Source organism: Mycobacterium sp. NGS49, assembly GCF_059812565.1.
Window position 1 is genome coordinate 1 of the sequence record NZ_JCALCX010000056.1, and the last position, 23,778, is coordinate 23,778.

The 23,778-nt window shown below is 69.5% G+C and carries 24 protein-coding genes and 1 pseudogene; 7 read left to right on the forward strand and 18 right to left on the reverse strand.

Features of this window, described 5'->3' with window-relative positions:
• Positions 1–2,866: PE family protein (locus AC5Y7D_RS29405; RefSeq protein ID WP_499929565.1), on the forward strand; the 2,866-nt coding region annotated here is incomplete at its 5' end.
• Positions 2,867–2,911: 45 nt separating this feature from the next.
• Here the strand turns inward: AC5Y7D_RS29405 and AC5Y7D_RS29410 are convergent.
• From AC5Y7D_RS29410 to ruvC, 5 genes are all read right to left on the reverse strand, one after another.
• Positions 2,912–3,577, reverse strand: a complete 666-nt coding sequence (locus AC5Y7D_RS29410; RefSeq protein WP_499929566.1) for a hypothetical protein — start codon at positions 3,575–3,577, stop codon at positions 2,912–2,914.
• A gap of 107 nt (positions 3,578–3,684) precedes the next feature.
• Entirely contained in the window at positions 3,685–4,071 is a 387-nt protein-coding gene (locus AC5Y7D_RS29415; RefSeq protein WP_499929567.1) for a DUF1304 domain-containing protein, read from the reverse strand.
• Between the two features lie 10 nt (positions 4,072–4,081).
• The gene (ruvB, locus tag AC5Y7D_RS29420; protein ID WP_499929568.1) at positions 4,082–5,119 is read right to left on the reverse strand and encodes a Holliday junction branch migration DNA helicase RuvB; all 1,038 of its coding nucleotides are present in this window, start codon (positions 5,117–5,119) and stop codon (positions 4,082–4,084) included.
• Positions 5,116–5,709: a Holliday junction branch migration protein RuvA gene (gene ruvA / locus AC5Y7D_RS29425; RefSeq protein ID WP_499929569.1), complete on the reverse strand. Its 594-nt coding sequence runs from the start codon at positions 5,707–5,709 to the stop codon at positions 5,116–5,118. The genes ruvB and ruvA overlap by 4 nt, the downstream gene beginning before the upstream one ends.
• Positions 5,706–6,260, reverse strand: a complete 555-nt coding sequence (gene ruvC, locus AC5Y7D_RS29430; RefSeq protein WP_499929570.1) for a crossover junction endodeoxyribonuclease RuvC — start codon at positions 6,258–6,260, stop codon at positions 5,706–5,708. Before ruvC ends, ruvA begins: the two co-directional genes overlap by 4 nt.
• A 150-nt stretch (positions 6,261–6,410) precedes the next feature.
• Here ruvC and AC5Y7D_RS29435 point away from each other — a divergent pair, with 150 nt between their 5' ends.
• From AC5Y7D_RS29435 to AC5Y7D_RS29455, 5 genes are read left to right on the forward strand one after another with little or no spacing between them, the layout of a single operon-like run.
• Positions 6,411–7,013, forward strand: coding sequence for a DUF4178 domain-containing protein (locus AC5Y7D_RS29435; RefSeq protein WP_499929571.1), 603 nt, complete (start codon positions 6,411–6,413; stop codon positions 7,011–7,013).
• A 5-nt stretch (positions 7,014–7,018) separates the two neighbouring features.
• Positions 7,019–7,513 carry a DUF2617 family protein gene (locus tag AC5Y7D_RS29440; protein WP_499929572.1) on the forward strand — a complete coding sequence of 165 codons (495 nt, stop codon included), beginning with the start codon at positions 7,019–7,021 and terminating at the stop codon, positions 7,511–7,513.
• Positions 7,510–7,941: a DUF4247 domain-containing protein gene (locus AC5Y7D_RS29445; protein ID WP_499929573.1), complete on the forward strand. Its 432-nt coding sequence runs from the start codon at positions 7,510–7,512 to the stop codon at positions 7,939–7,941. Before AC5Y7D_RS29440 ends, AC5Y7D_RS29445 begins: the two co-directional genes overlap by 4 nt.
• Before the next feature lie 20 nt (positions 7,942–7,961).
• On the forward strand, positions 7,962–8,420 hold the full coding sequence (locus AC5Y7D_RS29450) for a DUF350 domain-containing protein (RefSeq protein ID WP_499929574.1): 459 nt from the start codon (positions 7,962–7,964) through the stop codon (positions 8,418–8,420).
• Entirely contained in the window at positions 8,417–9,982 is a 1,566-nt protein-coding gene (locus AC5Y7D_RS29455) for a polyamine aminopropyltransferase (protein ID WP_499929575.1), read from the forward strand. Before AC5Y7D_RS29450 ends, AC5Y7D_RS29455 begins: the two co-directional genes overlap by 4 nt.
• Positions 9,983–10,015: 33 nt before the next feature.
• Here AC5Y7D_RS29455 and AC5Y7D_RS29460 read toward each other — a convergent pair whose 3' ends face one another.
• From AC5Y7D_RS29460 to pdxS, 4 genes are all read right to left on the reverse strand, one after another.
• A complete protein-coding gene (locus tag AC5Y7D_RS29460) occupies positions 10,016–10,771 on the reverse strand; it encodes a YebC/PmpR family DNA-binding transcriptional regulator (protein ID WP_499929576.1) in 756 nt (251 codons plus the stop codon).
• 70 nt (positions 10,772–10,841) lie between these two features.
• The gene (gene pdxT / locus AC5Y7D_RS29465) at positions 10,842–11,435 is read right to left on the reverse strand and encodes a pyridoxal 5'-phosphate synthase glutaminase subunit PdxT (RefSeq protein ID WP_499929577.1); all 594 of its coding nucleotides are present in this window, start codon (positions 11,433–11,435) and stop codon (positions 10,842–10,844) included.
• Positions 11,432–12,277, reverse strand: a complete 846-nt coding sequence (gene tesB, locus AC5Y7D_RS29470; RefSeq protein WP_499929578.1) for an acyl-CoA thioesterase II — start codon at positions 12,275–12,277, stop codon at positions 11,432–11,434. Before tesB ends, pdxT begins: the two co-directional genes overlap by 4 nt.
• A 23-nt stretch (positions 12,278–12,300) precedes the next feature.
• A complete protein-coding gene (gene pdxS, locus AC5Y7D_RS29475; protein WP_499929579.1) occupies positions 12,301–13,227 on the reverse strand; it encodes a pyridoxal 5'-phosphate synthase lyase subunit PdxS in 927 nt (308 codons plus the stop codon).
• A 158-nt stretch (positions 13,228–13,385) separates the two neighbouring features.
• On the opposite strand from pdxS, the gene AC5Y7D_RS29480 reads away from it, so the two are divergent.
• On the forward strand, positions 13,386–15,089 hold the full coding sequence (locus AC5Y7D_RS29480; RefSeq protein ID WP_499929580.1) for a PE-PPE domain-containing protein: 1,704 nt from the start codon (positions 13,386–13,388) through the stop codon (positions 15,087–15,089).
• Positions 15,090–15,216: 127 nt separating this feature from the next.
• On the opposite strand, the gene AC5Y7D_RS29485 is transcribed toward AC5Y7D_RS29480, so the two are convergent.
• The 9 genes and pseudogenes from AC5Y7D_RS29485 to AC5Y7D_RS29525 form a co-directional block, all read right to left on the reverse strand.
• On the reverse strand, positions 15,217–16,242 hold the full coding sequence (locus AC5Y7D_RS29485; RefSeq protein WP_499929581.1) for an NUDIX hydrolase: 1,026 nt from the start codon (positions 16,240–16,242) through the stop codon (positions 15,217–15,219).
• Positions 16,242–17,366, reverse strand: a complete 1,125-nt coding sequence (locus tag AC5Y7D_RS29490; protein ID WP_499929582.1) for a glycosyltransferase family 4 protein — start codon at positions 17,364–17,366, stop codon at positions 16,242–16,244. The genes AC5Y7D_RS29485 and AC5Y7D_RS29490 overlap by 1 nt, the downstream gene beginning before the upstream one ends.
• On the reverse strand, positions 17,366–18,316 hold the full coding sequence (locus tag AC5Y7D_RS29495) for a phosphatidylinositol mannoside acyltransferase (protein WP_499929583.1): 951 nt from the start codon (positions 18,314–18,316) through the stop codon (positions 17,366–17,368). The genes AC5Y7D_RS29490 and AC5Y7D_RS29495 overlap by 1 nt, the downstream gene beginning before the upstream one ends.
• A complete protein-coding gene (gene pgsA / locus AC5Y7D_RS29500; protein WP_499929585.1) occupies positions 18,313–18,954 on the reverse strand; it encodes a phosphatidylinositol phosphate synthase in 642 nt (213 codons plus the stop codon). The genes AC5Y7D_RS29495 and pgsA overlap by 4 nt, the downstream gene beginning before the upstream one ends.
• 7 nt (positions 18,955–18,961) lie before the next feature.
• Complete coding sequence (locus AC5Y7D_RS29505) at positions 18,962–19,522, reverse strand: ATP adenylyltransferase (protein ID WP_499929586.1); 561 nt, start codon at positions 19,520–19,522, stop codon at positions 18,962–18,964.
• Positions 19,515–21,575, reverse strand: a complete 2,061-nt coding sequence (thrS, locus tag AC5Y7D_RS29510; protein ID WP_499929587.1) for a threonine--tRNA ligase — start codon at positions 21,573–21,575, stop codon at positions 19,515–19,517. The genes AC5Y7D_RS29505 and thrS overlap by 8 nt, the downstream gene beginning before the upstream one ends.
• Before the next feature lie 147 nt (positions 21,576–21,722).
• Positions 21,723–22,628, reverse strand: a complete 906-nt coding sequence (locus AC5Y7D_RS29515) for a glycosyltransferase family 2 protein (protein WP_499929588.1) — start codon at positions 22,626–22,628, stop codon at positions 21,723–21,725.
• 237 nt (positions 22,629–22,865) lie between these two features.
• The gene (locus tag AC5Y7D_RS29520) at positions 22,866–23,489 is read right to left on the reverse strand and encodes a PaaI family thioesterase (protein ID WP_499929589.1); all 624 of its coding nucleotides are present in this window, start codon (positions 23,487–23,489) and stop codon (positions 22,866–22,868) included.
• A gap of 54 nt (positions 23,490–23,543) precedes the next feature.
• A pseudogene (locus tag AC5Y7D_RS29525) lies at positions 23,544–23,778 on the reverse strand (hypothetical protein); the annotation flags it as partial.

Consider the following 23,778-nt stretch of genomic DNA (forward strand, 5'->3'; position numbering starts at 1 on the left):
ATTCGGCGGAGCCGGGGGCGCCGGAGGTGCCGGCGGAGCCGGCGTGGCCGGTGTCGGCGGGACCGGCGGAACCGGCGGCACGGGAGGCGCCGGGCGGGCCCTGATCGGTGGAGGCGCCGGCGCGGGTGGCACCGGCGGGGCCGGTGGGGCCGGTGCCATCGGCGCCACCGGGACCGCAGGAGCGGGACCGCTGGGAGGCAACGGCGGCATCGGGTACGCCGGTGGAGCCGGCGGCGTCGGCGGAGATGGCGGAGCCAGCTATGGGCTGATGAGCGCAGGTGGGGCCGGTGGAACCGGCGGCATCGGCGGAGCGGGCGGCCAGGGCGGGACCGGCGGCACCGGCGTCGGATTCGACGCCGATGGCGGCAACGGCGGCACCGGCGGCAACGGCGGTTCCGCGGGGACGGGTGGCGCCGCAGGATCCGGCGGATACTTCGGACCCTCAGGACGTGCTGGTGGCGCAGGCACCGGCGGAGTTGGCGGCACCGGCGGGACCGGCGGTCAGGGCGATGCCGGCGGGATCGGGAAATCAGACACGAACCCGTTGCCGGGCGACACCGGCCGCAACGGCGGCACCGGTGGCCAGGGCGGCACCGGCGGCGCCGGCATCGGTGGACTGCACGGCGGCGCCGGTGGTCAGGGCGGCACCGGTGGTGACGGCGGCGGCGGCGGCAATGGCGGCAACAACACCGGCACCACCACCACCGGCGACACCGGCGGCGGCAAAGGCGCCCAAGGCGGCCAGGGCGGCACCGGCGGCACCGCCGGCGCTGGTGGCAGCGGCGTCGACGGCGGCGCAGCCGGCGCCACCGGAACCGGCGGCACCGGAGGCAACGGCGGCAACGGCGGCGACGGCGCCACCGGCCAAAACGGCAATCCCGACCCCACCGCCCCGGTAGCGGGCTTCCAAGGCGGCCAAGGCGGCACCGGAGGCACCGGAGGCAACGGCGGCGCCGGCATCAACGGCATCGGCGGCGGCCAAGCCGGTGACGGCGGCAACGGCGGCCACGGCGGCACCGGAGGCAACGGCGGCAACAACACCGGCACCACCACCACCGGCGACACCGGCGGCGGCCAAGGCGCCCAAGGCGGCCAGGGCGGCACCGGCGGCACCGCCGGCAAAGCCGGCACCAGCATCGACGGCGGCGCAGCCGGCGCCACCGGGACCGGCGGCACCGGCGGCCACGGCGGCAACGGCGGAGGCGGCGCCACCGGCCAAAACGGTACGTCCGACCCGACCGCCCCAACCGCAGGGTTCCAGGGCGGTCAGGGTGGCAGCGGGGGCACCGGCGGCGCCGGCGGCGCCGGAATCGGCGGATTCGGAGGTGGTCAGGCCGGCGACGGCGGCACCGGAGGCGGCGGCGGCGGCGGTGGCAATGGCGGCAACAACACCGGCACCACCAGCACGGGGGCCTTCGGCGGCGGCATCGGCGCCCAGGGTGGCCAGGGCGGCACCGGCGGCACCGCCGGTGCGGCCGGCACCCGCGTCGACGGCGGGGCGGCAGGGGCCAACGGCACCGGCGGCACCGGCGGTCGCGGCGGCAACGGCGGCAACGGCGGCAACGGCGTCAGCGGCTCGCTCGTCCCGACTTTAGGTAGCCAAGGCGGCCAAGGAGGAACCGGCGGCACCGGCGGCACCGGCGGCGCCGGCATCAACGGCATCGGCGGCGGCCAAGCCGGGGACGGCGGCAATGGCGGCCAAGGCGGCACCGGAGGCAACGGCGGCGGCAAAGGCGGACCGGGCGGTCAGGGCGGCACCGGCGGCGACGCAGGTGCCGCGGGTGCCCGCAGTGACGGCGGGGCGGCCGGCGCCAACGGCACCGGCGGCACCGGCGGTCACGGCGGCAACGGCGGGGCTGGTGCAACCGGCGCCGACGGCCTCAATGGCAGCGACCCCACCCCAGGTAACCAGGGCGGTGCCGGCGGGGCGGGCGGTATCGGCGGCACTGGCGGGGCCGGCATCAATGGCGTCGGCGGCGGCACTGGCGGCCAAGGCGGCACCGGCGGCACCGGCGGCACCGGCGGCGCCGGCGGCGGGAGCGGGACCAACGACGGGACCAGCCTCTTTGCCAGGAGCGCAGGCGGCGGCCAGGGCGGCATTGGCGGCATCGGCGGTGCCGGCGGTGCCCCGGGCAGTGGCGGAACCATAGGCGGCCAAGGTGGACAAGGCGGCACCGGCGGCACCGGCGGCACCGGCGGACAGACCACGATCAGCCCCGTGGACATTGGCCTCGGTGGGGGTGGCGGCGGCGGGGGTGCGGGCGGTCAAGGAGGCGCCAGCGGAGGCGGCGGGGCCATCGGCGGTCAAGGCGGCTTTGGTGGCACGGGCGGTACGGGTGGCGCAACGCTCCAACCCGCCACCGGCACCGCCGCCGCCGGGGGCATCGGCGGTGGTGGAGGAGGAGGCGGCGTCGCCGCAGGAGCGACAGGCGGCAGGGGCGGCGGCGGCGGCGGGGGGGGCGCGGGCGGCGGCATCGCGGCCGGAACAGCATTTGGGGGAGGCGGAGGAGGCGGCGGCGCGTCTGGGGGCGCGGGCGGCACCGCCGGAAACGGTGGCGCTGGCGGTTTCAGCCTCGCCCTCGACGTAGGCAATCTCGGCACGGGCGGGTTGGGCGGCGCCGGGGCCCCGGGCAGTACCGGCGGCGGTGGTGGCCAAGGTGGGCTTGCGTCGATCAGCACCCCCAACTCGGCTCAGAACGGTGTCGCGGGCGCGGCTGGCACCGCGGGCGGTGCGGGCGGCGGCGGCGTCTCAGATGCACGGGGAGGTGATGGCGGCACCACCGCCGGCGAGGGTGGCTTCGGTGGCTCGGCGTTTAAGTTAATCTTCAACGACTTGGGCGGCGGGGCTGGGGGCCAGTCCAGTTAATCCCCGCAATCACCCTTACCCTCGGGGTTGTCGCCGTGGATGCTATTACGGGTGCGAGACTGGCGTGCGGTGGCGCCGGAACAGACCGCCGCGCCGCCGTTCGGTCCCGTTGGCGGGTGCGAGTTGGTCCCGCGGGGTGGTCAGAGCGTCCGTCGCCACCCCGTGTTCCGGTTCTACCAAGCCGGTGTACTGCGGCTCGGCCGTCTGCCCCACCGGACGTGCAACGGGTTCGACTGGCCGGACGTCGCGTGCCAGCCGGAACGCCATGCGAGCCAGCGCGGCTCCGGCGAGGAAGGCGATCAGGACGCCCAGGCCGGAGAAGTAGGCGATCTCCAGCACGGCACGCTTACGTTCGGTGGCAGCCACCGGGTCGCCGACCGACCCGACGTTCACCAGCGGTGCCACGACGCGACCGACGACGAACCACGCCCCGCCGAGGGCGGCCAGCCAACCGCCGAGCAGCGCACTTCCCCGGTTGCGCGAGACCAGGACCAGCAGGCCGCCGACTGCGGTGGCTACACCGGGCAGTACCTCCAGCCAGCCGCGCGCGGCGGTCCACGCCTGGCCGGGCGTGTAGGCGAAGTCGAAGTTCGGGCCGATGAACGGGATCAGCGCTCCCCAGGCGCCCAAGATCACCAGCAGCAGTCCGATCACGGCGCCACGTGAGCGTGGGATGCGTCCCCGGGCGGGGCGGTCCTTGACGGTTCTCATGACATCTCCCTCGTTAGGTACCGATCCGGGTACCCGAACACCACGGCGTTAAAGCAAACATCGCCTGATCGTCGCCGTGAGCCACGTTGAAGGAAACGGCAGAGGCGCTACGTCAGCAAGCCGACGAGGAGCAGCGCAACGGCGATCGCCGGGAACAGCCCTTGCGTCACCGCAGCCCGCGCCTTGTCCCGTGCCGAGATCATTAGCACTACCGCGGCCGCCGCCATCGATCCGACGCCGGCAAGTACCAGCGCCGCCCCGACGTCGCGGTGGCCGGCCAGTATCGCCGCGATTCCGATTCCGGCCACGATGGCCAGAAACAGGTTGTAGAACCCCTGGTTGAACGCCAACAGCTTGGTGGTCTCGGCTTCCTCGGCCGTGGTGCCGAACGTGGCACGGGTGCGCTTGGAGGTCCACGTCAACGACTCCATCGTGAAGATGTAGACGTGCAGGACTGCGGCCAGCGCGGCGAACATCAGAGCGGCGGCGACCATTGCAGTCCTCCTAGTCGAACAACCCGGGCTGCGAAACCCCGGCCGGTGGCGTCATCCCCAGATGCGTCCAGGCCAGCGCCGTGGCCACCCGGCCGCGCGGCGTGCGGGCGACCATCCCGGCGCGCACCAGGAAAGGCTCGCACACCTCTTCCACGGTCGCAGCCTCTTCCCCGACCGCAACCGCCAGCGTCGAGACGCCCACCGGACCACCGCCGAAGCTGCGGGTCAGCGCCGACAACACCGCGCGGTCGAGCCGGTCCAACCCCAGCTCGTCGACGTCGTAGACCTCCAGCGCGGACTTGGCGACGTCGCGGGTGATGATGCCGTCGGCGCGCACCTCAGCGAAGTCACGCACCCGGCGCAACAGCCGGTTGGCGATTCGCGGTGTACCGCGTGAACGGCGCGCGATCTCCGCCCCCGCGTCGGCGCCCAGCTCGATCCCCAGAATGCCCGCCGACCGGGCCAGCACCCGCTCCAGTTCGGCCGGCTCGTAGAAGTCCATGTGAGCGGTGAACCCGAACCGGTCGCGCAGCGGGCCGGTCAGCGCGCCGGACCGGGTGGTCGCCCCGACCAGCGTGAAGGGTGCGACCTCAAGCGGAATCGACGTCGCACCGGGGCCTTTGCCGACCACCACGTCTACCCGGAAGTCCTCCATCGCCAAATACAGCATCTCCTCGGCGGGCCGGGCGATGCGATGGATCTCGTCGATGAACAGCACGTCGTGCTCGACCAGGTTGGACAGCATCGCCGCAAGGTCGCCGGCGCGTTCCAGGGCCGGTCCGGACGTCACCCGCAGCGGGGACCCCAGCTCGGCCGCGATGATCATCGCCAGCGACGTCTTGCCGAGTCCCGGTGGCCCGGAAAGCAGGATGTGATCAGGGGTGCCGCCGCGGTTCTTGGCCCCCTCGATGACCAGCTGCAGCTGCTCGCGTACCCGCGCCTGCCCGATGAACTCCCGCAGCGAGCGCGGCCGCAGGCTGCCGTCGATGTCGCCCTCTCCGACCGCCAGCGCCGGCGACACGTCCCGCTCGTCGAAATCGTCGCTCATCTGGCCTTACCCAGGAGCGACAAGGCGGCCCGCAGCGCGGTCGACGTGGACGCGTCATGGTCAGAGGCCAGCACCCGATCGGTGGCTTCCTCGGCCTGTTTGACCGCGAAACCCAGTCCCACCAGGGCTTCCACCACCGGCCCCCGGACGGCGCGACCGTTGACCGCCGGCGCCGCGCCGGTCCCGGCGACCACACCCACCTTGTCCCGCAATTCCAGCACCATCCGTTCGGCGCTGCGTTTGCCGATCCCGGGCACCCGGGTGAGCGCGGCGACGTCGCCGTCGGCCAGCGCCTGCCGCAGCGCCGCCGCATCGTGCACGGCCAACGTCGCCATCGCCAACCGCGGCCCGACACCGGAGACCGACAGCAGCGTCTGAAACAGGTCGCGGGTCTCGGTTTCGCAGAAGCCGTACAGCGTCATCGAATCTTCCCGCACGATCATCGCGGTGATCAGCCTCGCCTCGGCGCCGCAGCGCAGCGTGGCCAGCGTCGCGGGCGTCGCGTTCACCCGGTACCCGACTCCGGCCGCCTCGATCACCGCGTGATCGAGCGCCACCTCCACCACCTCGCCGCGCACCGAGGCGATCATCGGGCGGCCTTCAACTTGGCCAGATACCTGTCCCGCTGTTGCGCCGCCTGTGCCTGCGCCGCCGCCATCCTGGCCAGCGTCGGTGCCCGCCAGCAATGGCAGATGGCCAGCGCCAGCGCGTCGGCCGCGTCGGCCGGTGTGGGTTTGGCCTGCAGCGCCAGGATTCTGGTGACCATCGCGGTGACCTGAGCCTTATCGGCGGCCCCGTTGCCGGTCACCGCCGCCTTGACCTCGCTGGGGGTGTGGAAGTGCACGTCGATGCCGCGCTTCGCGGCCGCCAGCGCGATCACCCCGCCGGCCTGCGCCGTGCCCATCACCGTGCTGACATTCAACTGGGAGAACACCCGCTCGATGGCCAGCACGTCGGGGTGGTGAGTGTCCAGCCAGTGATCGACGGCGTCGCTGATGGCCAGCAACCGCCGGTGCAGCGGTTCATCCGAGGGGGTGCGCACCACGTCGACGTCCAGCGCGGTGATCTGGCGGCCGCGCCCGCTCTCCACCAGCGACAGACCGCACCGCGTCAACCCGGGATCGACGCCCATCACCCGCACCGCAGCTCCCCACGTTGTCGTCAGCGGAAGTTCCGAACAGCTGTTCGATAGCGTAACCGCCGAATGCGACATCACCGGTGAGGGACACGCCTTGCGCCGGGTGAGTTACGTTATGCGCACTGCGGAAGGAGTCACTACCGAAGGGGTGAGGTGGGAGCACAACTGATCGTGATCGCGGTGGCGCTGTTCATCGCGTCCATCCTGGTTCTCGTGTACGCCCTGAAGAAAGCGCCCAAGACCCAGAAGCCCACCGGCCGCCAGGACCCGCTCGCCTTCAATGCGCAGCACGAGTTCGGGCCCCGCCAGCTGGGGCCGGGGGCGATCGTCAGTCATGGCGGCACCGATTACGTGGTCCGCGGGTCGGTCACCTTCCGCGAAGGTCCGTTCGTGTGGTGGGAGCACCTGCTCGAGGGGGGCGACCAGCCGATCTGGTTCAGCGTGGAAGAGGACGAGGGGCGCCTCGAGCTGGCCATGTGGTTCAAGCGCACCGACCTGGAGTTGCAGCCCGGCGGCCCGCACACGGTGGACGGGGTGACCTACCGCGAGACCGAACGGGGTCACGCCGGCTACACCTGCGAGGGCACGACGGGGCTGCCCGCGGGCGGTGAGATGGACTACGTTGACTATGCCGCCGACGACGGGTCCGCCCTCCTGTCGTTCGAGCGCTGGTCACCGGAAATGCCGTGGGAGATCTCGACCGGCAAGACCATGCTGTCCGGTGAACTCACCGTCTATCCCGCGCCCGCGGCGTAATACCGGTGCCGCTTCACCAGCTGAGGGTCGCACCGGCCGACGTGTCCGGGGCGCGACTGGCTTTGGCGATCAATGCGGCGGCACCGGTGCCGTTGGCCAGTTATCGCCTGGCGCACCCGACGGGCGGGGCCCTGCTGCTCGGTGTGCTGGGCGCCTCGCACGTCATCACCGTTGAGCACCCGGGCAGCCAGTTCTCCGAACAGGTTTCGTGCGCCGGCGGCGACGACCTGCCGGCCCGCTCGGACGCGCCGGGTTATCACCTCGAATCGCGCAGCGCGGCGCACGACGAAGTCGCTTTCCGCGCGCTCGCCCGCGAACTTCGCCACCGGTGCGCGCACGAACCCGGCTGGCTGGGCGGCGTGTTCCCGGGCGACGAGGCCGCGCTCACCGCACTGGCCGCCGAGCCCGACGGCGACGGCTGGCAGTGGCAGACCTGGCACCTCTATCCCACCGGCCCGGGCGGGACGGTGGTCTACACCGCCAGTAGGTGGCATCCGTGAGCCGCAACCGGTTGCTGCTGATCGCTTTCGGGTTGGCCGTCGCGGGCAGTGCTTGCCTGGGCGTAGGACTGGTGCTGGTGAATCGGGACATCGGCTCCTATGTCGCCGGCCACTTCCAGGAGTACGCCCACGACGCGAACGCCAAACGCTACGTCTGCTCGGGGTCGCCCAAACAGGTGGCTGACGCCCTGTCCCACTACAAGTCGCCGTCCGCCCGCGCCTCCAGCGGCGGCGGCGAATATCTGCGCTACAGCCGCTACATCGTCGTTGTCGGCCCGGACGGGAACCGTCCGTGCACCATTCGAGTGGAGGGATTGAGCGCCGGCTACAGCCACGGCTCCTATGTCTTCCTCGGTCCCGGATTCACCCCCGGGTCGCCATCGGGCGGCTCGGGGGGCCGGCCCGGTGGCCCGGGCGGGGCCAAGTAGGTATTCAAAGGAGAACTGCCATGTCATTCAGTGCGGTCGAGTTCGGCACCGTCAGCCTCACCCCGATCCTGCATGGAGCCGTCGCGACCGTGCTGTACTTCCTGGTCGGCATCGCCGTGCTGATGGCCGGATTCCTGATGGTCGACGTACTGACCCCCGGCAATCTGCGCCAGCTGGTGTTCATCGAACGCCGCCCCAACGCAGCCGTCCTGGCCACCGCGATGTACGCGTCGCTGGGCACCGTGATCATCGCCGCCATCTTCAGCAGCTCCAACCAGCTCGGCGAGGGCCTGCTCGGGGTGGCGGTCTACGGCGGAATCGGCGTTGTCCTGCAAGGCCTGGCACTGGTCATCCTGCGCATCGCGGTCCCCGGCAACTTCCACGAGCACGTCGAGCAGGCGGAGCTGCATCCGGCGGCGTTTGCGACGGCAGCCATGCTGCTGGCAGTCGGAGGGGTCACCGCGGCCGCGTTGTCATGACCACCACCGAGACCGTCGAGCCGGTCTTGTCGTCCACTCGGTGGCGCGCCCTGCTGCTGGCCGCGGTAGCGGCCTGCGCGGCCTGCGGGATCGTCTATGAACTCGCGATGCTGACGCTGTCGACCAGCCTCAACGGCGGCAGCATCGTGGCGACATCGCTGATCGTGGCGGGGTATATCGCCGCGCTGGGTCTGGGTGCCCTGCTGATCAAACCGTTGCTGGCGCGCGCCGCGGTCACCTTCATCGCGGTGGAGGTGCTGTTGGGCATCGTCGGCGGGCTCTCGGCGGCGGCGCTGTACGTGGCGTTCGCGGTCGTCGACGGGTCGACGCTGGTGCTGACGGTCAGCACGGCGCTGATCGGGTGCCTGGTCGGCGCCGAGGTGCCGCTGTTGATGACACTGCTGCAGCGCGGACGGGCGCCGGCTGCCCCCGACATGGCTACCGACACCGGTCGCACGCTGGCCAATCTGAACGCGGCCGACTACCTGGGCGCACTGCTGGGCGGGCTGGCGTGGCCGTTCCTCCTGCTCCCGCACCTGGGCATGATCCGCGGCGCCGCCGCGACCGGCATCGTCAATCTGGTGGCCGCGGCGATCGTGTCGGTGTTCCTGCTTCGGCGGGTGATCTCGCCGCGCCAATTGGCGGCCGCGCTGGCAGCACTGGCCGCGGCGCTGGCGCTGCTGGTGACGCTGCTGGTGCGCGCCCAGGACATCGAGGTGAGCAGCAGACAGCAGTTGTATGCCGACCCGATCATCGACCACCGGCACTCGGCGTATCAGGAAATCGTGGTCACCAGGCGCGATAACGACACGCGTCTGTACCTCGACGGCGACCTGCAGTTCTCCACCCGGGACGAATACCGCTACACCGAAAGTCTGGTCTACCCGGCACTGGGTGATGGTGCCCGTTCGGTGCTGGTGCTCGGCGGCGGCGACGGACTCGCGGCGCGCGAACTGCTACGCCAGCCGGGCGTGCAGCGGATCGTCCAGGTGGAGCTGGACCCGGCGGTCATCGAGTTGGCCCGCACCACGATGCGCGACGCCAATGGCGGTGCCCTGGACAACCCGCGCGTGCAGGTGGTGATCGACGACGCGATGAACTGGCTGCGAGCCGGCCGGGGCGACCGTTTCGACGCGGTGATCGTCGATCTGCCCGATCCGGACACGCCCGTGCTGGGACGGCTGTACTCCACCGAGTTCTATGCGCTGGTGGACCGGGTGCTGTCGCCCGGCGGACTGGTGGTGGTGCAGGCGGGCAGCCCGTTCTCGACGCGCACGGCGTTCTGGCGCACCGTGTCGACGATCCGTTCCGGCGGCTATGCCGTCACCCCGTACCACGTCTACGTGCCGACCTTCGGCGACTGGGGTTTCGTCCTGGCCCGCCGGGGCGAAGCCGCGCCGGCGGCGACCCTGCCGCGTTCGGTGCCGCCGCTGCGATTTCTCGACCAGCGGGTGCTCGACGCCGCGACGGTGTTCTCCGAGGACGTACGGCCGCGACCGATGGAGCCGTCGACGCTGGACAATCCGCGAATCGTCGACGATATGCGGCGCGGGTACGACTGAATCAGCCGACGCCCGCGGCCGGTCGTCGCAACGTCAGTCCTCGTCGAGAGCGGCCAGCACCTCGTCGGACAGGTCCACGTTGGTCCACACGTTCTGCACGTCGTCGCTGTCTTCCAGGGCGTCGACCAGCTTGAACACCTTGCGGGCACCCTCGACGTCGACCGGGACGCTCACCGAAGGCTGAAAGCTCGCCTCGGCGGACTCGTAGTCGATCCCGGCTTCCTGCAGGGCGGTTCTGACCGCCACCAGGTCGGTCGGCTCTGAGATGACCTCGAAGGTGTCGCCGAGATCGTTGACGTCCTCCGCGCCGGCATCCAGCACCGCGGTCAGTACGTCGTCCTCGGTGAGGCCGTTCTTCTCCAGGGTGACGGTGCCCTTGCGCGAGAACAGGTACGAGACCGAACCGGGATCGGCCATGGTGCCGCCGTTGCGTGTCATCGCCACCCGCACCTCGCTGGCGGCGCGGTTGCGGTTGTCGGTCAGGCACTCGACCAGCACCGCTACCCCATTGGGTCCATAACCCTCGTACATGATGGTCTGGTAGTCGGCGCCGCCCGCCTCTTCACCGGCCCCGCGCTTGCGCGCCCGCTCGATGTTGTCGTTGGGCACCGAGGTTTTCTTCGCCTTCTGGATGGCGTCGTACAGCGTCGGGTTGCCCGCTGGGTCGCCACCGCCGGTACGGGCGGCGACCTCGATGTTCTTGATCAGCCGGGCAAACTCCTTGCCGCGGCGGGCGTCCTTGACGGCCTTCTGGTGCTTGGTGGTGGCCCACTTGGAATGGCCGCTCATCGGTGTCTGGTACCTCTTTCGCTGAAAAAGTTCGCCTCGCGAGTCTACGTGGACGCTCACATACGCCGAGCTAACGCCCGCTCACCATGTCGACGAACATCTTGTGCACCCGCCGGTCGCCGGTCACCTCCGGGTGGAACGCCGTCGCCAACACGGCGCCCTGGCGCACCGCCACGGCGTGTCCGGCGGCCTGGGCCAGCACCTGCACGCCCGCGCCGACCCGCTCCACCCACGGCGCCCGGATGAACACCGCACGCACCGTACCGTCCAGACCTTCGAACGCGATGTCGCCCTCAAACGAATCGACCTGGCGCCCAAAGGCGTTGCGCCGCACCGTCATATCGATTCCACCCAGCGGCAGCGCCGCGCGGCCCGCGGCGCCCGCGTCCAAGATCTCGCTGGCCAGCAGGATCATGCCGGCACAAGCGCCGTAGGCGGGCAGCCCGTCGGACAGCCGCGCCCGCAGCGGCTCGAGCAGGTCGAAGTCGCGCAGCAGGTGGCTCATTGCGGTGGACTCGCCACCGGGTATCACCAGCCCGTCCACCGCGTCCAGTTCGGCGCGGCGGCGCACCGTGATCGCCTCGGCGCCTGCCTCGCGCAGGGCGGCCAGGTGCTCGCGGGTGTCGCCCTGTAGCGCCAGCACGCCGACCAGCGGCGCATTCACTGCGCCGTCGGCCGGTACTCGCGCTTGAAGCGGGTCAGGCCCTCCTGCATCACCGCTGCGACCATTTCGCCGCTCTGGTTGAAGATCTTGCCCTGGCACAGCGACCGGCCCCCGCTCGCCGACGGCGAGGACTGGTCGTAGAGCAGCCATTCGTCCGCGCGGAATGTCCGCATGAACCACATCGCGTGGTCCAACGACGACACCTGCAGATGCTCTCGTTCCTGCAGATGGGTGACCTGCGCCGAGCCGAGCAAGGTGAGGTCGCTCATGTAAGCCAGCGCGCAGATGTGCAGCACCGGGTCGTCGGGCAGCGGGTCGCGGTGCCGGAACCACACCTGCTGCTGGGACGCCTTACCGGGCAGCAGTTTCAGCCGGTCGCGCGGCACGATGCAGACGTCCCACTCCTCGAACTGCTTGAACCCGGCGTCATCGAACACCTTGACCGAGGACAGGCCGGGCAGCCCGTCCGGCGGTGGGGCCGCGGGCATGGCGTCCTGGTGGTTGATGCCTTCCTGGTCGACCTGGAAGGACGCCCCCATGCTGAAGATGATCTCGCCATGCTGGATGGCGTTCACTCGCCTGGTGGCGAACGACCCGCCGTCGCGGGTGCGCTCCACGATGAAAACGGTGGGCTCCTTGGCATCGCCGGGCCGCAGGAAGTACCCGTGCAGCGAATGCACCTGGTAGCGCGGGTCTACCGTGCGCACCGCCGACACCAGCGACTGGCCGGCCACATGCCCGCCGAACGTGCGCTGCAAGAAGCCGGATTCGGGACTGAAGACGCTGCCGCGGTAGATGTTGACCTCGAGTTGCTCGAGATCGAGGATCTCTTCGATCGCCACGGAATGTTCTTACCAGCCGCCTGTCACCAGCCGCGTTGCGCCAGTCGATGCGGCTGGGCGATCTCCTCGACGTTGATGCCGACCATCGCCTCGCCGAGCCCGCGGGACACCTTTGCCAGCACGTCGGGGTCGTCGTAGAAGGTGGTGGCCTTGACGATCGCCGCGGCGCGTTGCGCGGGGTCGCCGGCCTTGAAGATGCCGGACCCGACAAACACGCCCTCGGCCCCGAGTTGCATCATCATCGCGGCGTCGGCGGGGGTTGCGATACCGCCGGCGGTGAACAGCGTGACCGGCAGCTTGCCGGCCCGGGCGACCTCGACGACGAGGTCGTAGGGCGCCTGCAAGTCCTTTGCGGCAACGAACAATTCGTCCTCCGACAACGACGTGAGCCGCCGGATTTCGCCGCCGATTGCGCGCATGTGCGTGGTGGCGTTGGAAACGTCGCCGGTGCCGGCCTCGCCTTTGGAGCGAATCATCGCCGCGCCCTCGGCGATACGCCGCAGCGCCTCACCGAGATTGGTGGCTCCGCACACGAACGGCACGGTGAATTTCCACTTGTCGATGTGGTGGGCATAGTCGGCCGGCGTGAGCACCTCGGACTCGTCGATGTAGTCCACCCCGAGGCTCTGCAGGATCTGCGCCTCCACGAAGTGCCCGATGCGGGCCTTGGCCATGACCGGGATCGTCACCGCCTCGATGATGCCCTCGATCATGTCGGGGTCGCTCATCCGCGACACACCGCCCTGGGCGCGGATATCGGCGGGCACCCGTTCCAGCGCCATGACCGCGACGGCGCCCGCGCCCTCGGCGATACGGGCCTGCTCGGGTGTGACAACGTCCATGATGACGCCGCCCTTGAGCATCTCGGCCATGCCGCGCTTCACGCGGGCCGTTCCGGTCTGGGCGGGCCCGTGCTGGGCGCCATTCGGCTGGCTGGCGCTGTGGTCCACAACTCTCCTTGAATTTCGGGAAGTGACCACCAGTCTAAAGGTGGCCGACGAACGGATTTTGCCGCCGCTGTGACTGCATGGTTTCGCCGAAACCTCAGCGTCGCGCCCAACGTGCTCTAAGCTCCGCGTTGTCGGTCAGCGAGCTCGGGAGTCGCGCGATGAATTTCGCCGTTCTGCCGCCGGAACTCAACTCGGCGCGCCTCTTCGCCGGTGCGGGCCTGTGCCCGTTGCTGTCCGCGGCGGCCTCCTGGGACGCCTTGGCCGCCGAGCTGGACACCGCCGCGCATTCGTTCACGGCGGTCACCTCGGGATTGGCCGACGCCGCCTGGCAGGGTCCGGCGATGCTGGCGATGACGCAGGCCGCGGTGCCGTATGTGACGTGGTTGACCAGGGCAGCGACGCAGGCCGGCCGGACGGGCGCGCAGGCGCGAGCGGCAGCGATTGCCTTCGAGTCGGCGCAGACCGCCATCGTGCACCCGGCGCTGGTCGCCGCAAACCGGTCCGGCGTGGTGTCGTTGCTGGCGGCCAACCTGTTCGGGCAGAACGCGCCGGCAATCGCCGCCGCCGAGGCTGCGTACGAGCAGATGTGGGCCCAAGACGTGGCCGTCATGGCGGGTTATCACGCCGAAGCGTCGTCGGTGGCCGCCCGGCTGGCCGGCGCCTATGCCGCCACCGGGCTGCCGGGGCTCAGCATCGACTGGGCCAACGGCACCTTCGACCTGGGCTCGGGTAACCAGGGCGCCAACAACATCGGCTTCGGCAACGTCGGCAACGGCAACATCGGCCTGAGCAACAACGGCGACGGCAACATCGGCGTGCAGAACAAGGGCAACGGGAACATCGGCTTCGCCAATATCGGCCACCGGCTCGTCGGCTACGGACTGCCCGGCGACGGCAACGTCGGCCTGACACTCATCGAGCTGAGCCAGGTAGGTGGCGGTGTGCCGGCCAAGACGGCGTTGCTCATGGGCGGTACCGGATTGAGTCCGTTACCCTGGCCGGGCTTCCAGCCGCTGGCTGACAGCTTCATCAGCCTCACTCATCCGTCCTATGCTGCGCAGTTCCTGGTGACGCCGTCCAAGATGTTCCCCATCACCGGGCCCACCAGCCTGACGTTCGATGCCTCGCTCGCCGAGGGAATGCAGCGACTCAATACCGCGATCATGGACCTGCATGCAGCGGGGAAAGACACCGTCGTCTTCGGCGTTTCCCAGAGCGCCACGGTGGCGACGCTGGAAATGCGCTATCTGCGGTCCTTGCCGGCCGCGTTGCGTCCGGCGACCGACGAGTTGTCCTTCGTGTTGATCGCCAACCCCAACCGACCCGACGGCGGCCTCCTGGCGCGATTCCCCGGCTTGTCGTTGCCGGGCTTCACGTTCAACGGCGCAACACCGGCCGACGTCTATCCCACCGTCGACTACGCCGTCCAGTACGACGGCGCCGCCGACTTCCCGCGGTATCCGCTCAACCTGTTGGCCACGGCCAACGCGCTGGCCGGCTTCGCCTACCTGCACCCCTCGTATTCGCTGTCGGCGGCCCAGTTCGCGTCCGGCATCGTCCAGCCGGTGTCCCCCGACAGCCTGACCACCTACATTCTGATTCCGACCCACGATCTGCCGCTGCTCAATCCGCTGCGCGCCGTCCCGGTCGTGGGAAACCCCCTGGCCGACCTGATCCAGCCGGACCTGCGGGTGCTCATCGAGCTGGGCTACGACCGCAGCGCCTACCAGGATGTGCCGACACCGTTCGGCCTGATCCCGCAGTTCGATCCGGCTGTGGTGGCCGCGCAGCTGCAGCAGGGTGCGGTGCAGGGACTCAGCGACGCACTTGGCGGATTGGGCTTGCCGGCCCGCCTACCGTGACCCGCGGCCCTTGCTGGCGCACCGAGACTGAACCCGTGGCGCCGATACTGCGCACAGATCGCAGCAAATTGCTCGACCCACGCCGCTACCGCAGTCTCGGCGGGCGAGCACAGTGAACTCAGGTGACTCAGCGGATCGACTGCAGGACAACGGCATCGCGCGCGGCCGAGTCAGCCAGCCGGTTGGCCACCGGCAACAGCTCCCCGAGTTGTCGCGGATACACCACCTCACCGGCCGCGACCAGTTCTTCGATATCGTCGGCGTCGCACCAGCGGGCGCCGTGAATGTAGCTGCGCTCCAGCGCGCTTCGCCCGTCCGGCGCCGGCTCAAACCGCCGGGTGCGATAGACGAGGTAGAACTCCTCGCTGTCGATCATTCCCCCGTTGAACTCGAAAACCTCGTCGCGCCGCCAGACCGGACCGATCAGATCCGGCGGCGCCACGTGTAAGCCGGTTTCCTCGGCCAACTCGCGGGCGGCGGCTTCGGCCAACCGCTCGCCCGACCCGACCTCGCCGCCGACGGTGAACCACCACCGGGGCGCATGGGCGACGGCGGGATCCGAGCCACACAACAACAGCACCGCCCCGTTTTCGTCGAGCAGCACCACCCGCGCCGAGGTTCGGTGGTTGAGCTTGTCGCCGGTGTGTCGCTGCGCGTGCGGCCGCTCGGCGATCTCGAAGTAGGTGGGCAGCGGCGCCCTGCCGCCCAGATGGAACAACCGCACCATGCGCCGCTCGGCCAGCACCAGGGTGTCGCTCACCGCATCGTTGTGGAACCGGCGCGCCAGCAACACCCGCGCCTCCGCATCGGCCAACTCGGCCACCAGCGCCGCCGGCACCGACGCCGGGTCGACCAGCGCCAAGGCGGCGGACAGCTCGTTTTCGGCGGTCTCGCGCGCGCTGCGCGGCGCGCGCTCGGCAGCATCGGCCAGCGCCGCCAACCGGTCGCCCTCGGGTGAGCCGCCATAGGCGTCGATGGCGATGGCACGGGCCACCACCGCGCGCCGCGCCAGCGCGCTGTCCAGTGCCTGCCAGGACAGGTCGTAACGGACGTTGAGCCGGTCCAGCCGATTTGCCCGCTGATATCCCCAGGCGGCGAAGACCACCAGGACCAGGAACAGCACTGCGACGACGGCCCCCAGCAGCCACTCCATCAGCTGGCCACCTGAACCTTGACGCCCGCCCCGGCGACCGTCTCGTAGACCCGCATGATCTGGCTGGCCACCACCGACCAGTCATAGCGGTGTACCGCCTCACTGCCGGCGGCGACGTAACGCCGGCGCAGCGCGTCGTCCTCCAGCACCGAGATCAACGCCTGGGCCAGCGCATCGCCGTCTTCAACCGGGACCAGCGCCCCCAGCTCGCCGTCCTGCAGTACCCGCCGGAAGGCGTCCAGGTCGCTGGCCACCACCGCGGTGCCGGCGGCCATCGCTTCCACCAGCACGATGCCGAAACTCTCACCGCCGGTGTTGGGTGCGCAGTACACGTCCGCGCTGCGCATCGCCGAGGCCTTGCCCGCATCGTCCACCTGGCCCAGAAACGTCAGATGATCGACGAATTCAGTTGCCTGACTTCGTAATTCGTCTTCGTCGCCGCGGCCCACGATCAGCAGCTGCAGATCGGGAAACCGCTGCAGCAAGACGGGCATGGCGGCCAGCAGCGTCGCGACGCCCTTGCGCGGCTCGTCGTATCGCCCCAGGAACAACACCGTCTTACCCGGCCGGGGGTATCCCTCCAGCAGGGGTGCCGAAGCGAAGGAGTCGACGTCGACGCCGTTGGGGATCTCCACCGCGTCCGACCCCACCGACTCCATCTGCCAGCGCCGCGCCAGGTCGGAGACCGCGATCCGGCCGACGATCTTCTCGAACCGGGGCCGCAGCATGCCGCCCAGCACCGACATCGCCACCGACCTGGTGGTCGACGTGTGAAACGTCGCCACGATGGGGCCCTCGGCGATGTCGAGAGCCAGCAGTGACAGGCTCGGGGCGCCCGGCTCATGCAGGTGCAGCACGTCGAAATCGCCGTCGGCGAGCCACTTCTTCACCTTGCGGTAGGTGACCGGGCCGAACCGCAGCCGGGCAACCGAACCGTTGTAGGGAATGGGGACCGCCCGGCCGGCGGAGACGACGTAGTCGGGCAGGGAGGTCTCCGAGGACACCGGCGCCAGCACGCTGACCTGGTGTCCCCGCGCCTCCATGACATCGGCCAGCTGCAACACGTGCGATTGCACCCCGCCGGGCACATCGAACGAGTAGGGGCAGACCATCCCGATCCGCATCAGCCGTCCTTCAACCAGGCCTGCCGTTCGTCCGACAGATCCTCCAGCCACTGCGGTTGCAGCATGTGCCAGTCTGCGGGATGGGCCGCGATATTTCGCGCGAACTCGTCGGCGAGCGCCTGGGTGATGGCGCGCACGTCACCGCTGCTGCAGTCCAGCGGCTCTTGCATGTTGCATTCCCAGCCGTCGCCGGAGAACCAGCAGTGCGAGGGGAGCAACGCGGCACCGGTGGCGATCGCGAGCTTGGCCGGCCCGGCGGGCATCCGGGTGGGTTCGCCGAAGAAGTCGACTTCGACGCCGGTGCGGGTCAAGTCGCGCTCGGCCATCAGGGCCACGATCTGGTTGTCCCGCAGCCGGTCGCACAACACCTCGAAGGGCGGCCGGGCGCCACCGGAATGCGGAATCACTTCGAAGCCCAAGGTTTCGCGGTACTCGATGAAGCGCCGATACAGCGATTCCGGTTTCAGGCGTTCGGCCACGGTGGCGAAGGTCTGGTGGGTCTGCGCCAGCCATACGCCGTTCATGTCCCAGTTGCCGCTGTGCGGCAGTGCCAGCACGACGCCGCGGCCGGCGGCCAGCGCCGCGTTGAGATTGTCCTGACCATGGGTGCCGCTGTCGAGCCGGCGGGTCAGCTCGCGCAGATCCATGGTCGGCAGCCGGAACGCTTCCCGCCAGTACCGGGCGTAGGACGCCAGCGACGCGCGCATCAGCGAATCCGGCACCGCGGCCGGCCGTACCCCGATCACGCGCGCCAGGTTCTTGCGCAACTGCTCCGGCCCGCCGTTGCGTGCCGCGTAGCGGGCACCGGCCTCGAAAGCGTTGCGCGCCGCGAACTCCGGGATCACCCGCACCGCTCTCCAGCCGGTCGCATAAGCCCAGTCGGTGGCCCTGCCGGTCAACAGGTCGCGCGGCCGGCCGCGCAGTTTGAGGCCTACTGACGGCGGTATCACTGGTCACCCTTACCCGGAATGGGGATACGGTCGACGGCCCCCGGGGAGGTTCGCACCGCATACAACCGTTGCCCGCAGGTGACCACGCTCAGCACGGCCAACAGCCACATGCCGATCGGCAGCGCCGGGGGCCAGGCCATCGAGATTCCCGCGCCGCTCAGCACGATGATCAGCCGCTCCGGCCGCTCGATGAAGCCGCCGTCGCCACGCAGTCCGCTGGCTTCGGCACGCGCCTTGATGTAGGAGATCACCTGCGAGGTGACCAGGCAGATCAGGGTCGCTGCGGTCAGCGGCTTGTCGTGCATGTGGAAGGCGATCCACCACGCCAGTCCGCAGAACACCGCGCCGTCGCTGACGCGGTCGCAGGTGGCGTCGAGCACCGAACCGAAGCGGGTACCGCCGCCACGCTCGCGTGCCATGGCCCCGTCGGCCATGTCGAAGAGCGTGAAGAACCAGACCACGCAGCCGCCCAGGAACAGCTTGCCCATCGGAAACAGCGTCAACGCCCCGGCCATCGAACCGACGGTGCCGATGACGGTGACGATGTCCGGCGTCAATCCGATCTTCAACGCAGCCCTGGCCACCGGGTCGGTGGCCCGGGCGAAGAATGCACGCGACAGGAATGGCAATTTGCTCATGAGTGCCTCACGATTGCCGGACCCACTCGTCGGCCAGCAGCCGTCGCGTCTCGCGCAGCAGCTGAGGTATCACCTTCGAGCCGCCGACGATGGTGATGAAGTTCGCGTCGCCGCCCCACCGTGGCACCACGTGCACGTGCAGGTGCTCGGCCAGCGAGCCGCCCGCCGAGGTGCCCAGGTTCATCCCGACGTTGAAGCCGTGCGGGTGCGACACGTTCTTGATCACGCGGATCGCCTTCTGGGTGAACGCCATCACCTCGGCGCTCTCGGCGTCGCTGAGGTCTTCGAGCTCCGACACCCGCCGGTAGGGCACCACCATCAGGTGACCCGGGTTGTACGGGTACAGGTTGAGCACGGCGTACACGAGTTCGCCGCGAGCGACCACCAGGCCTTCTTCGTCGGACATTTGCGGGATGTCGGTGAACGGCTCGCCGCGACCGGGGGCATCGCGGGTGGCGGGTGCTTCGGCGAGGTAATTCATCCGGTACGGAGTCCACAACCGCTGCAGGTGATCGCGCTGGCCGACGCCGCGGTCGCGGATCGTGTCCTCATCCTCCCGGTCACTCACGGTCGCTCTCCGGAACTTTCACCAGACCGGCTGTGGGCGTTGCGTTCTCGCGGCGGACGAGCCAGTCGACGATGGCCGCCACCGCGTTGTCGCGGGCCACGCCGTTGATCTGGGTGCGGTCCCCGAATCGGAAACTCACCGCACCGGCCGCCACGTCACGGTCACCCGCCAGCAGCATGAACGGCACCTTCTGGTTGGTGTGGTTCACGATCTTCTTCGCCATCCGGTCGTCGCTGGTGTCCACCGCGACCCGCACCCCGTGCGATTTGAGTTGCGCTGCAACGTCTTCGAGATAGGAGATGTGCTCGTCGGCCACCGGGATGCCGACCACCTGCACCGGTGCCAGCCACGCCGGGAACGCGCCCGCGTAGTGCTCGGTCAAGATGCCGAAGAACCGCTCGATGGAGCCGAACAAGGCCCGGTGGATCAGCACCGGACGCTGCCGGGATCCGTCGGCGGCGGTGTATTCCAGCTGGAAGCGGTCCGGCATCGTGAAGTCGACCTGCAGGGTCGACATCTGCCAACTGCGCCCCAGCGCGTCCTTGACCTGCACCGAGATCTTGGGGCCGTAGAACGCCGCGCCACCGGGGTCGGGGACCAGGTCCAGACCGGAGGCCTCGCCGACCTCACGCAGGATCTCGGTGGCCTGCTCCCACACCTCGTCGGAGCCGACGTACTTGTCCGGGTCCTTGGTGGAGAGTTCCAGGTAGTAGTCGTCGAGCCCGTAGTCGGCCAGCAGATCGAGCACGAACCGCAGCACCGAGGTCAGCTCGTCGCGCATCTGGTCGAGGGTGCAGTAGATGTGGGCGTCGTCCTGGGTCATGCCGCGCACCCGGGTCAGACCGTGGATGACGCCGGACTTCTCATACCGGTAGACGCTGCCGAACTCGAAGAGCCGCAACGGCAGTTCACGGTACGACCGGCCGCGCGACCGGTAGATCAGGTGGTGCATCGGGCAGTTCATCGGCTTGAGGTAGTAGTTCTGACCCGGTTTGCGCACGGCGCCGTCCGGTTCGAGCTCGGCGTCGAGGTGCATCGGCGGGTACATCCCGTCGGCGTACCATTCCAGGTGGCCCGACGTGACGTAGAGCTGTTCCTTGGTGATGTGCGGGGTGTTGACGAACTCGTAGTCGGCCTGTTCGTGCCGGCGCCGGGAGTATTCCTCCAGCTCGCGCCGGATGATGCCGCCCTTGGGGTGGAAAACCGCCAGGCCGGAACCGATTTCGTCGGGAAAGCTGAACAAGTCCAGTTCGACGCCCAGCTTGCGGTGGTCGCGGCGTTGCGCCTCGGCGATCAGCTCCAGATGACGGTCGAGTGCCTCCTGCGACTCCCAGGCGGTGCCGTAGATGCGTTGCAGGCTGGCGTTGTTCTGATCACCGCGCCAGTACGCCGCCGAGCTGCGGGTCAGCTTGAACGCCGGGATGTGCTTGGTGGTGGGGATGTGCGGCCCGCGACACAAGTCGCCCCACACCCGTTCGCGGGTGCGCGGGTTGAGGTTGTCATAGGCGGTGAGCTCGTCGCCCCCCACCTCCATGACATCCGGGTCGCCCGACTTGTCGTCGATGAGTTCGAGCTTGAACGGTTCGTTGGCAAGTTCCTCGCGCGCTTCGTCCTTGGACGCGAAGACCCGCCGGTCGAACAGCTGGCCTTCCTTGACAATCTGCCGCATCCGCTTTTCCAGCGCCTCGAGATTCTCCGGCGTGAACGGTTCGGCGACGTCGAAGTCGTAGTAGAAGCCGTCGGTGATGGGCGGGCCGATGCCGAGCTTGGCGTGCGGGAACAGCTCTTGCACGGCCTGGGCCAGCACGTGCGCCGCGGAGTGCCGGATCACGCTGCGCCCGTCGTCGGTGTTCGCCGCCACCGGAGTCACCTCGGTGTCGGCCTCGGGCACCCAGCTCAGGTCACGCAGCTTGCCGTCGGCGTCACGCACCACCACGATCGCATCGGGGGCGCCTCGCCTGGGTAACCCGGCCTCGCCGACCGCAGCCGCCGCGGTAGTCCCGGCAGGAACCCGGATCGGGGCTGCTCGGAAGGGCTGGGCGGGGGCGCTCATCGGGTTGCTCTCCATGACTTCGGCGTGCTCGGGGATATGGCGGAATCGATCGCGACCATGCTATCGGTGTCCACCGAGCCGAGCCCAAGCCCATTGCCCGGAGCCCCATGAGTTGAGCGCGACAGCTCTGGTGGGCAGACGCCTACGTCAGGCGGCCGGCGGCCATTTGTGGTCGGCCAGGCGGGCGTGGTCGGCCCGGGCGGCACGTGGCTGACACACCGGCGCGTGCGGGCGTTCGCCGCGCAACTTTGCCAGCGTGAAGCGATTGTTGTCGCCGTCGTAGAAGATGCGCAGCAAATGGGCGGGGAGATACCCCAACAGCAGAATCGCAATGGTCGTCAGCGCCGTACGGCTACTCACGCGGTGCGCGTTGGTGGTTCGGAGGTAGCGTGTCGCGTAGCGATAGAAATCGCGCGGTGAGTCGCTCACCCGCCGGCCAGACACGCCGGCAACCAACGTGGGTTCGTAGTCGACCTCGAAGTTGTTGATGAACAACGTCAGTGCGAGGTCGATATCTTCGTGCAGTTGATTTTCGGGATCGAGTCGAGTCAGGTGGCGCACGGCGCGCCACGCCGAGGCCCGGACCGCCATATTCGAGCCGAGCAGGAATCGCTGGTTCTTCGCGTTCCGATGGAGTCGGTGCCGGATGGCGCGGTCGAGGCGGAAAACCGCTTCCTGCAAAGGCATGTCGTAATACCGCGCCGGCCCCGTCACCGCGTCCAGATGGGGGTTGTCGAAGAGACGGCGAATCGTCTCGACCCAGTCGGGCGCAATGACGGAGTCGGCGTCGATGCGCCCGATGATGGTGCTACGCACATTGTCGAATCCGCAATTGCGCGTGGGCGCGATGCCCTGATATTCGTCCTGGGCCAGCAAACGCATGTCGACGAGCGGATGGTCGGCCTGGAAACGCCGTACCACATTCTCGGTATTGTCTGTCGACCTGTTGTCGACGACGACGATTTCATCCGGAAGAGACGTCTGGCGAAGGCAGGCTTGGAGACATTTGCCGATGAAGCCCTCCTCGTTGTAGGCGGGGACGACGATCGCCACGGAGAGCACCGATCCCCCGACTGACCGGGATTGACGACCTGCATCGCATGGGACTGCGGTCATGGGCGTGACCCACTATCTCTACTGCCGATATTGCCGATGCCGCCCCAAGCACGGCGGGCAGTGGATGCTCAGCGGGACCAAGAAGCGCTACCCGACGCACTGCGTCCATATTCGCCACTTATGCAACTGTTTGTCAACGAAATTATTGCGATTGCATTTCATCTATGCGGCAGCTCAAGGCTGTCCCGGCTTGAGCCGCACGAACAGCGCGTCGGCCTCGGTCAGCAGGGTGTCCCCGTCTCTGAGCCGGCCGGAGACGAAGATCTTGCGGCCGTCCTCGCTGTCGACTCCCGCGTCGAACTTCAACTGCTTTTCGATCGGCACGATATTGCGGTAGTTGATCTTGAGGTAGGCGGTGCGCTGCCGTCGGCTGCCGGTGAGCACCGACGCCGTCAAACCGAGGACGGTATCGAACAGCATGCCGAGCGAACCGCCGTGCACGGCGCCGTTGCGTCCGAGGTGAAACCGGGCGAACCGGGCCCAGCCCTCGATGCGGCCGTCCTCGGTCCTGTGTGCGTTCATCGGGATGGTCAGGACATTGCCCCGCATCGGCAGGTCCATCCGTCGACCAGACGGCGACTGCCACTCGTCCGCGTCGTACGGGGCCAGCAGCGCCGACAGCGCCTCGAGCCGGTCCGCGGCCTCGGTGATGATCACGTCAGGAGCGTCGACGGCGCGGGCGTGGTCCTGCAGCCTGCGCACCGCCTCAATGAACCGGTGGTAGTCCGGCCCGCCCTTGTCGGTGGGTTCGGGTGGGTTGAATCCACCTCCCGGGTGCGGGGCCCCCTCGTGTGTCATCAGGCCACCGTATTCGAGCGCCCCCGCGTTCGAATGGCGCCGGACGCCGTTGCGCTACCCGGGTTGGCCGGGTGCTCCTGGGCCGCCGGCCTTGCCGTCGGCCCCGGGGCCGTTGGTGCCGCTGGTGCCCGCGCCCGCTTTGCCGCCGGTGCCGAACCCGCCGCCGGTCCCCCCGGCACCCCCGGCACCGCCCGGGCCGGAGCCGGCGTTGGCGCCCTCCTGGCCGAAGAGCAATCCGCGCGAACCACCAAGACCGCCCAGCCCGCTGCCGCCACCGTCGCCGCCCCCG

Bases quoted from the DNA above. Each gene is read 5' to 3' on its own strand.
- AC5Y7D_RS29410 (WP_499929566.1), bottom strand. From the start codon at position 3,577: ATGAGAACCGTCAAGGACCGCCCCGCCCGGGGACGCATCCCACGCTCA.
- AC5Y7D_RS29415 (WP_499929567.1), bottom strand. From the start codon at position 4,071: ATGGTCGCCGCCGCTCTGATGTTCGCCGCGCTGGCCGCAGTCCTGCAC.
- ruvB (WP_499929568.1), bottom strand. From the start codon at position 5,119: ATGAGCGACGATTTCGACGAGCGGGACGTGTCGCCGGCGCTGGCGGTC.
- ruvA (WP_499929569.1), bottom strand. From the start codon at position 5,709: ATGATCGCCTCGGTGCGCGGCGAGGTGGTGGAGGTGGCGCTCGATCAC.
- AC5Y7D_RS29450 (WP_499929574.1), top strand. From the start codon at position 7,962: ATGTCATTCAGTGCGGTCGAGTTCGGCACCGTCAGCCTCACCCCGATC.
- AC5Y7D_RS29455 (WP_499929575.1), top strand. From the start codon at position 8,417: ATGACCACCACCGAGACCGTCGAGCCGGTCTTGTCGTCCACTCGGTGG.
- AC5Y7D_RS29460 (WP_499929576.1), bottom strand. From the start codon at position 10,771: ATGAGCGGCCATTCCAAGTGGGCCACCACCAAGCACCAGAAGGCCGTC.
- AC5Y7D_RS29480 (WP_499929580.1), top strand. From the start codon at position 13,386: ATGAATTTCGCCGTTCTGCCGCCGGAACTCAACTCGGCGCGCCTCTTC.
- AC5Y7D_RS29485 (WP_499929581.1), bottom strand. From the start codon at position 16,242: ATGGAGTGGCTGCTGGGGGCCGTCGTCGCAGTGCTGTTCCTGGTCCTG.
- AC5Y7D_RS29490 (WP_499929582.1), bottom strand. From the start codon at position 17,366: ATGCGGATCGGGATGGTCTGCCCCTACTCGTTCGATGTGCCCGGCGGG.
- pgsA (WP_499929585.1), bottom strand. From the start codon at position 18,954: ATGAGCAAATTGCCATTCCTGTCGCGTGCATTCTTCGCCCGGGCCACC.
- thrS (WP_499929587.1), bottom strand. From the start codon at position 21,575: ATGAGCGCCCCCGCCCAGCCCTTCCGAGCAGCCCCGATCCGGGTTCCT.
- AC5Y7D_RS29520 (WP_499929589.1), bottom strand. From the start codon at position 23,489: ATGACACACGAGGGGGCCCCGCACCCGGGAGGTGGATTCAACCCACCC.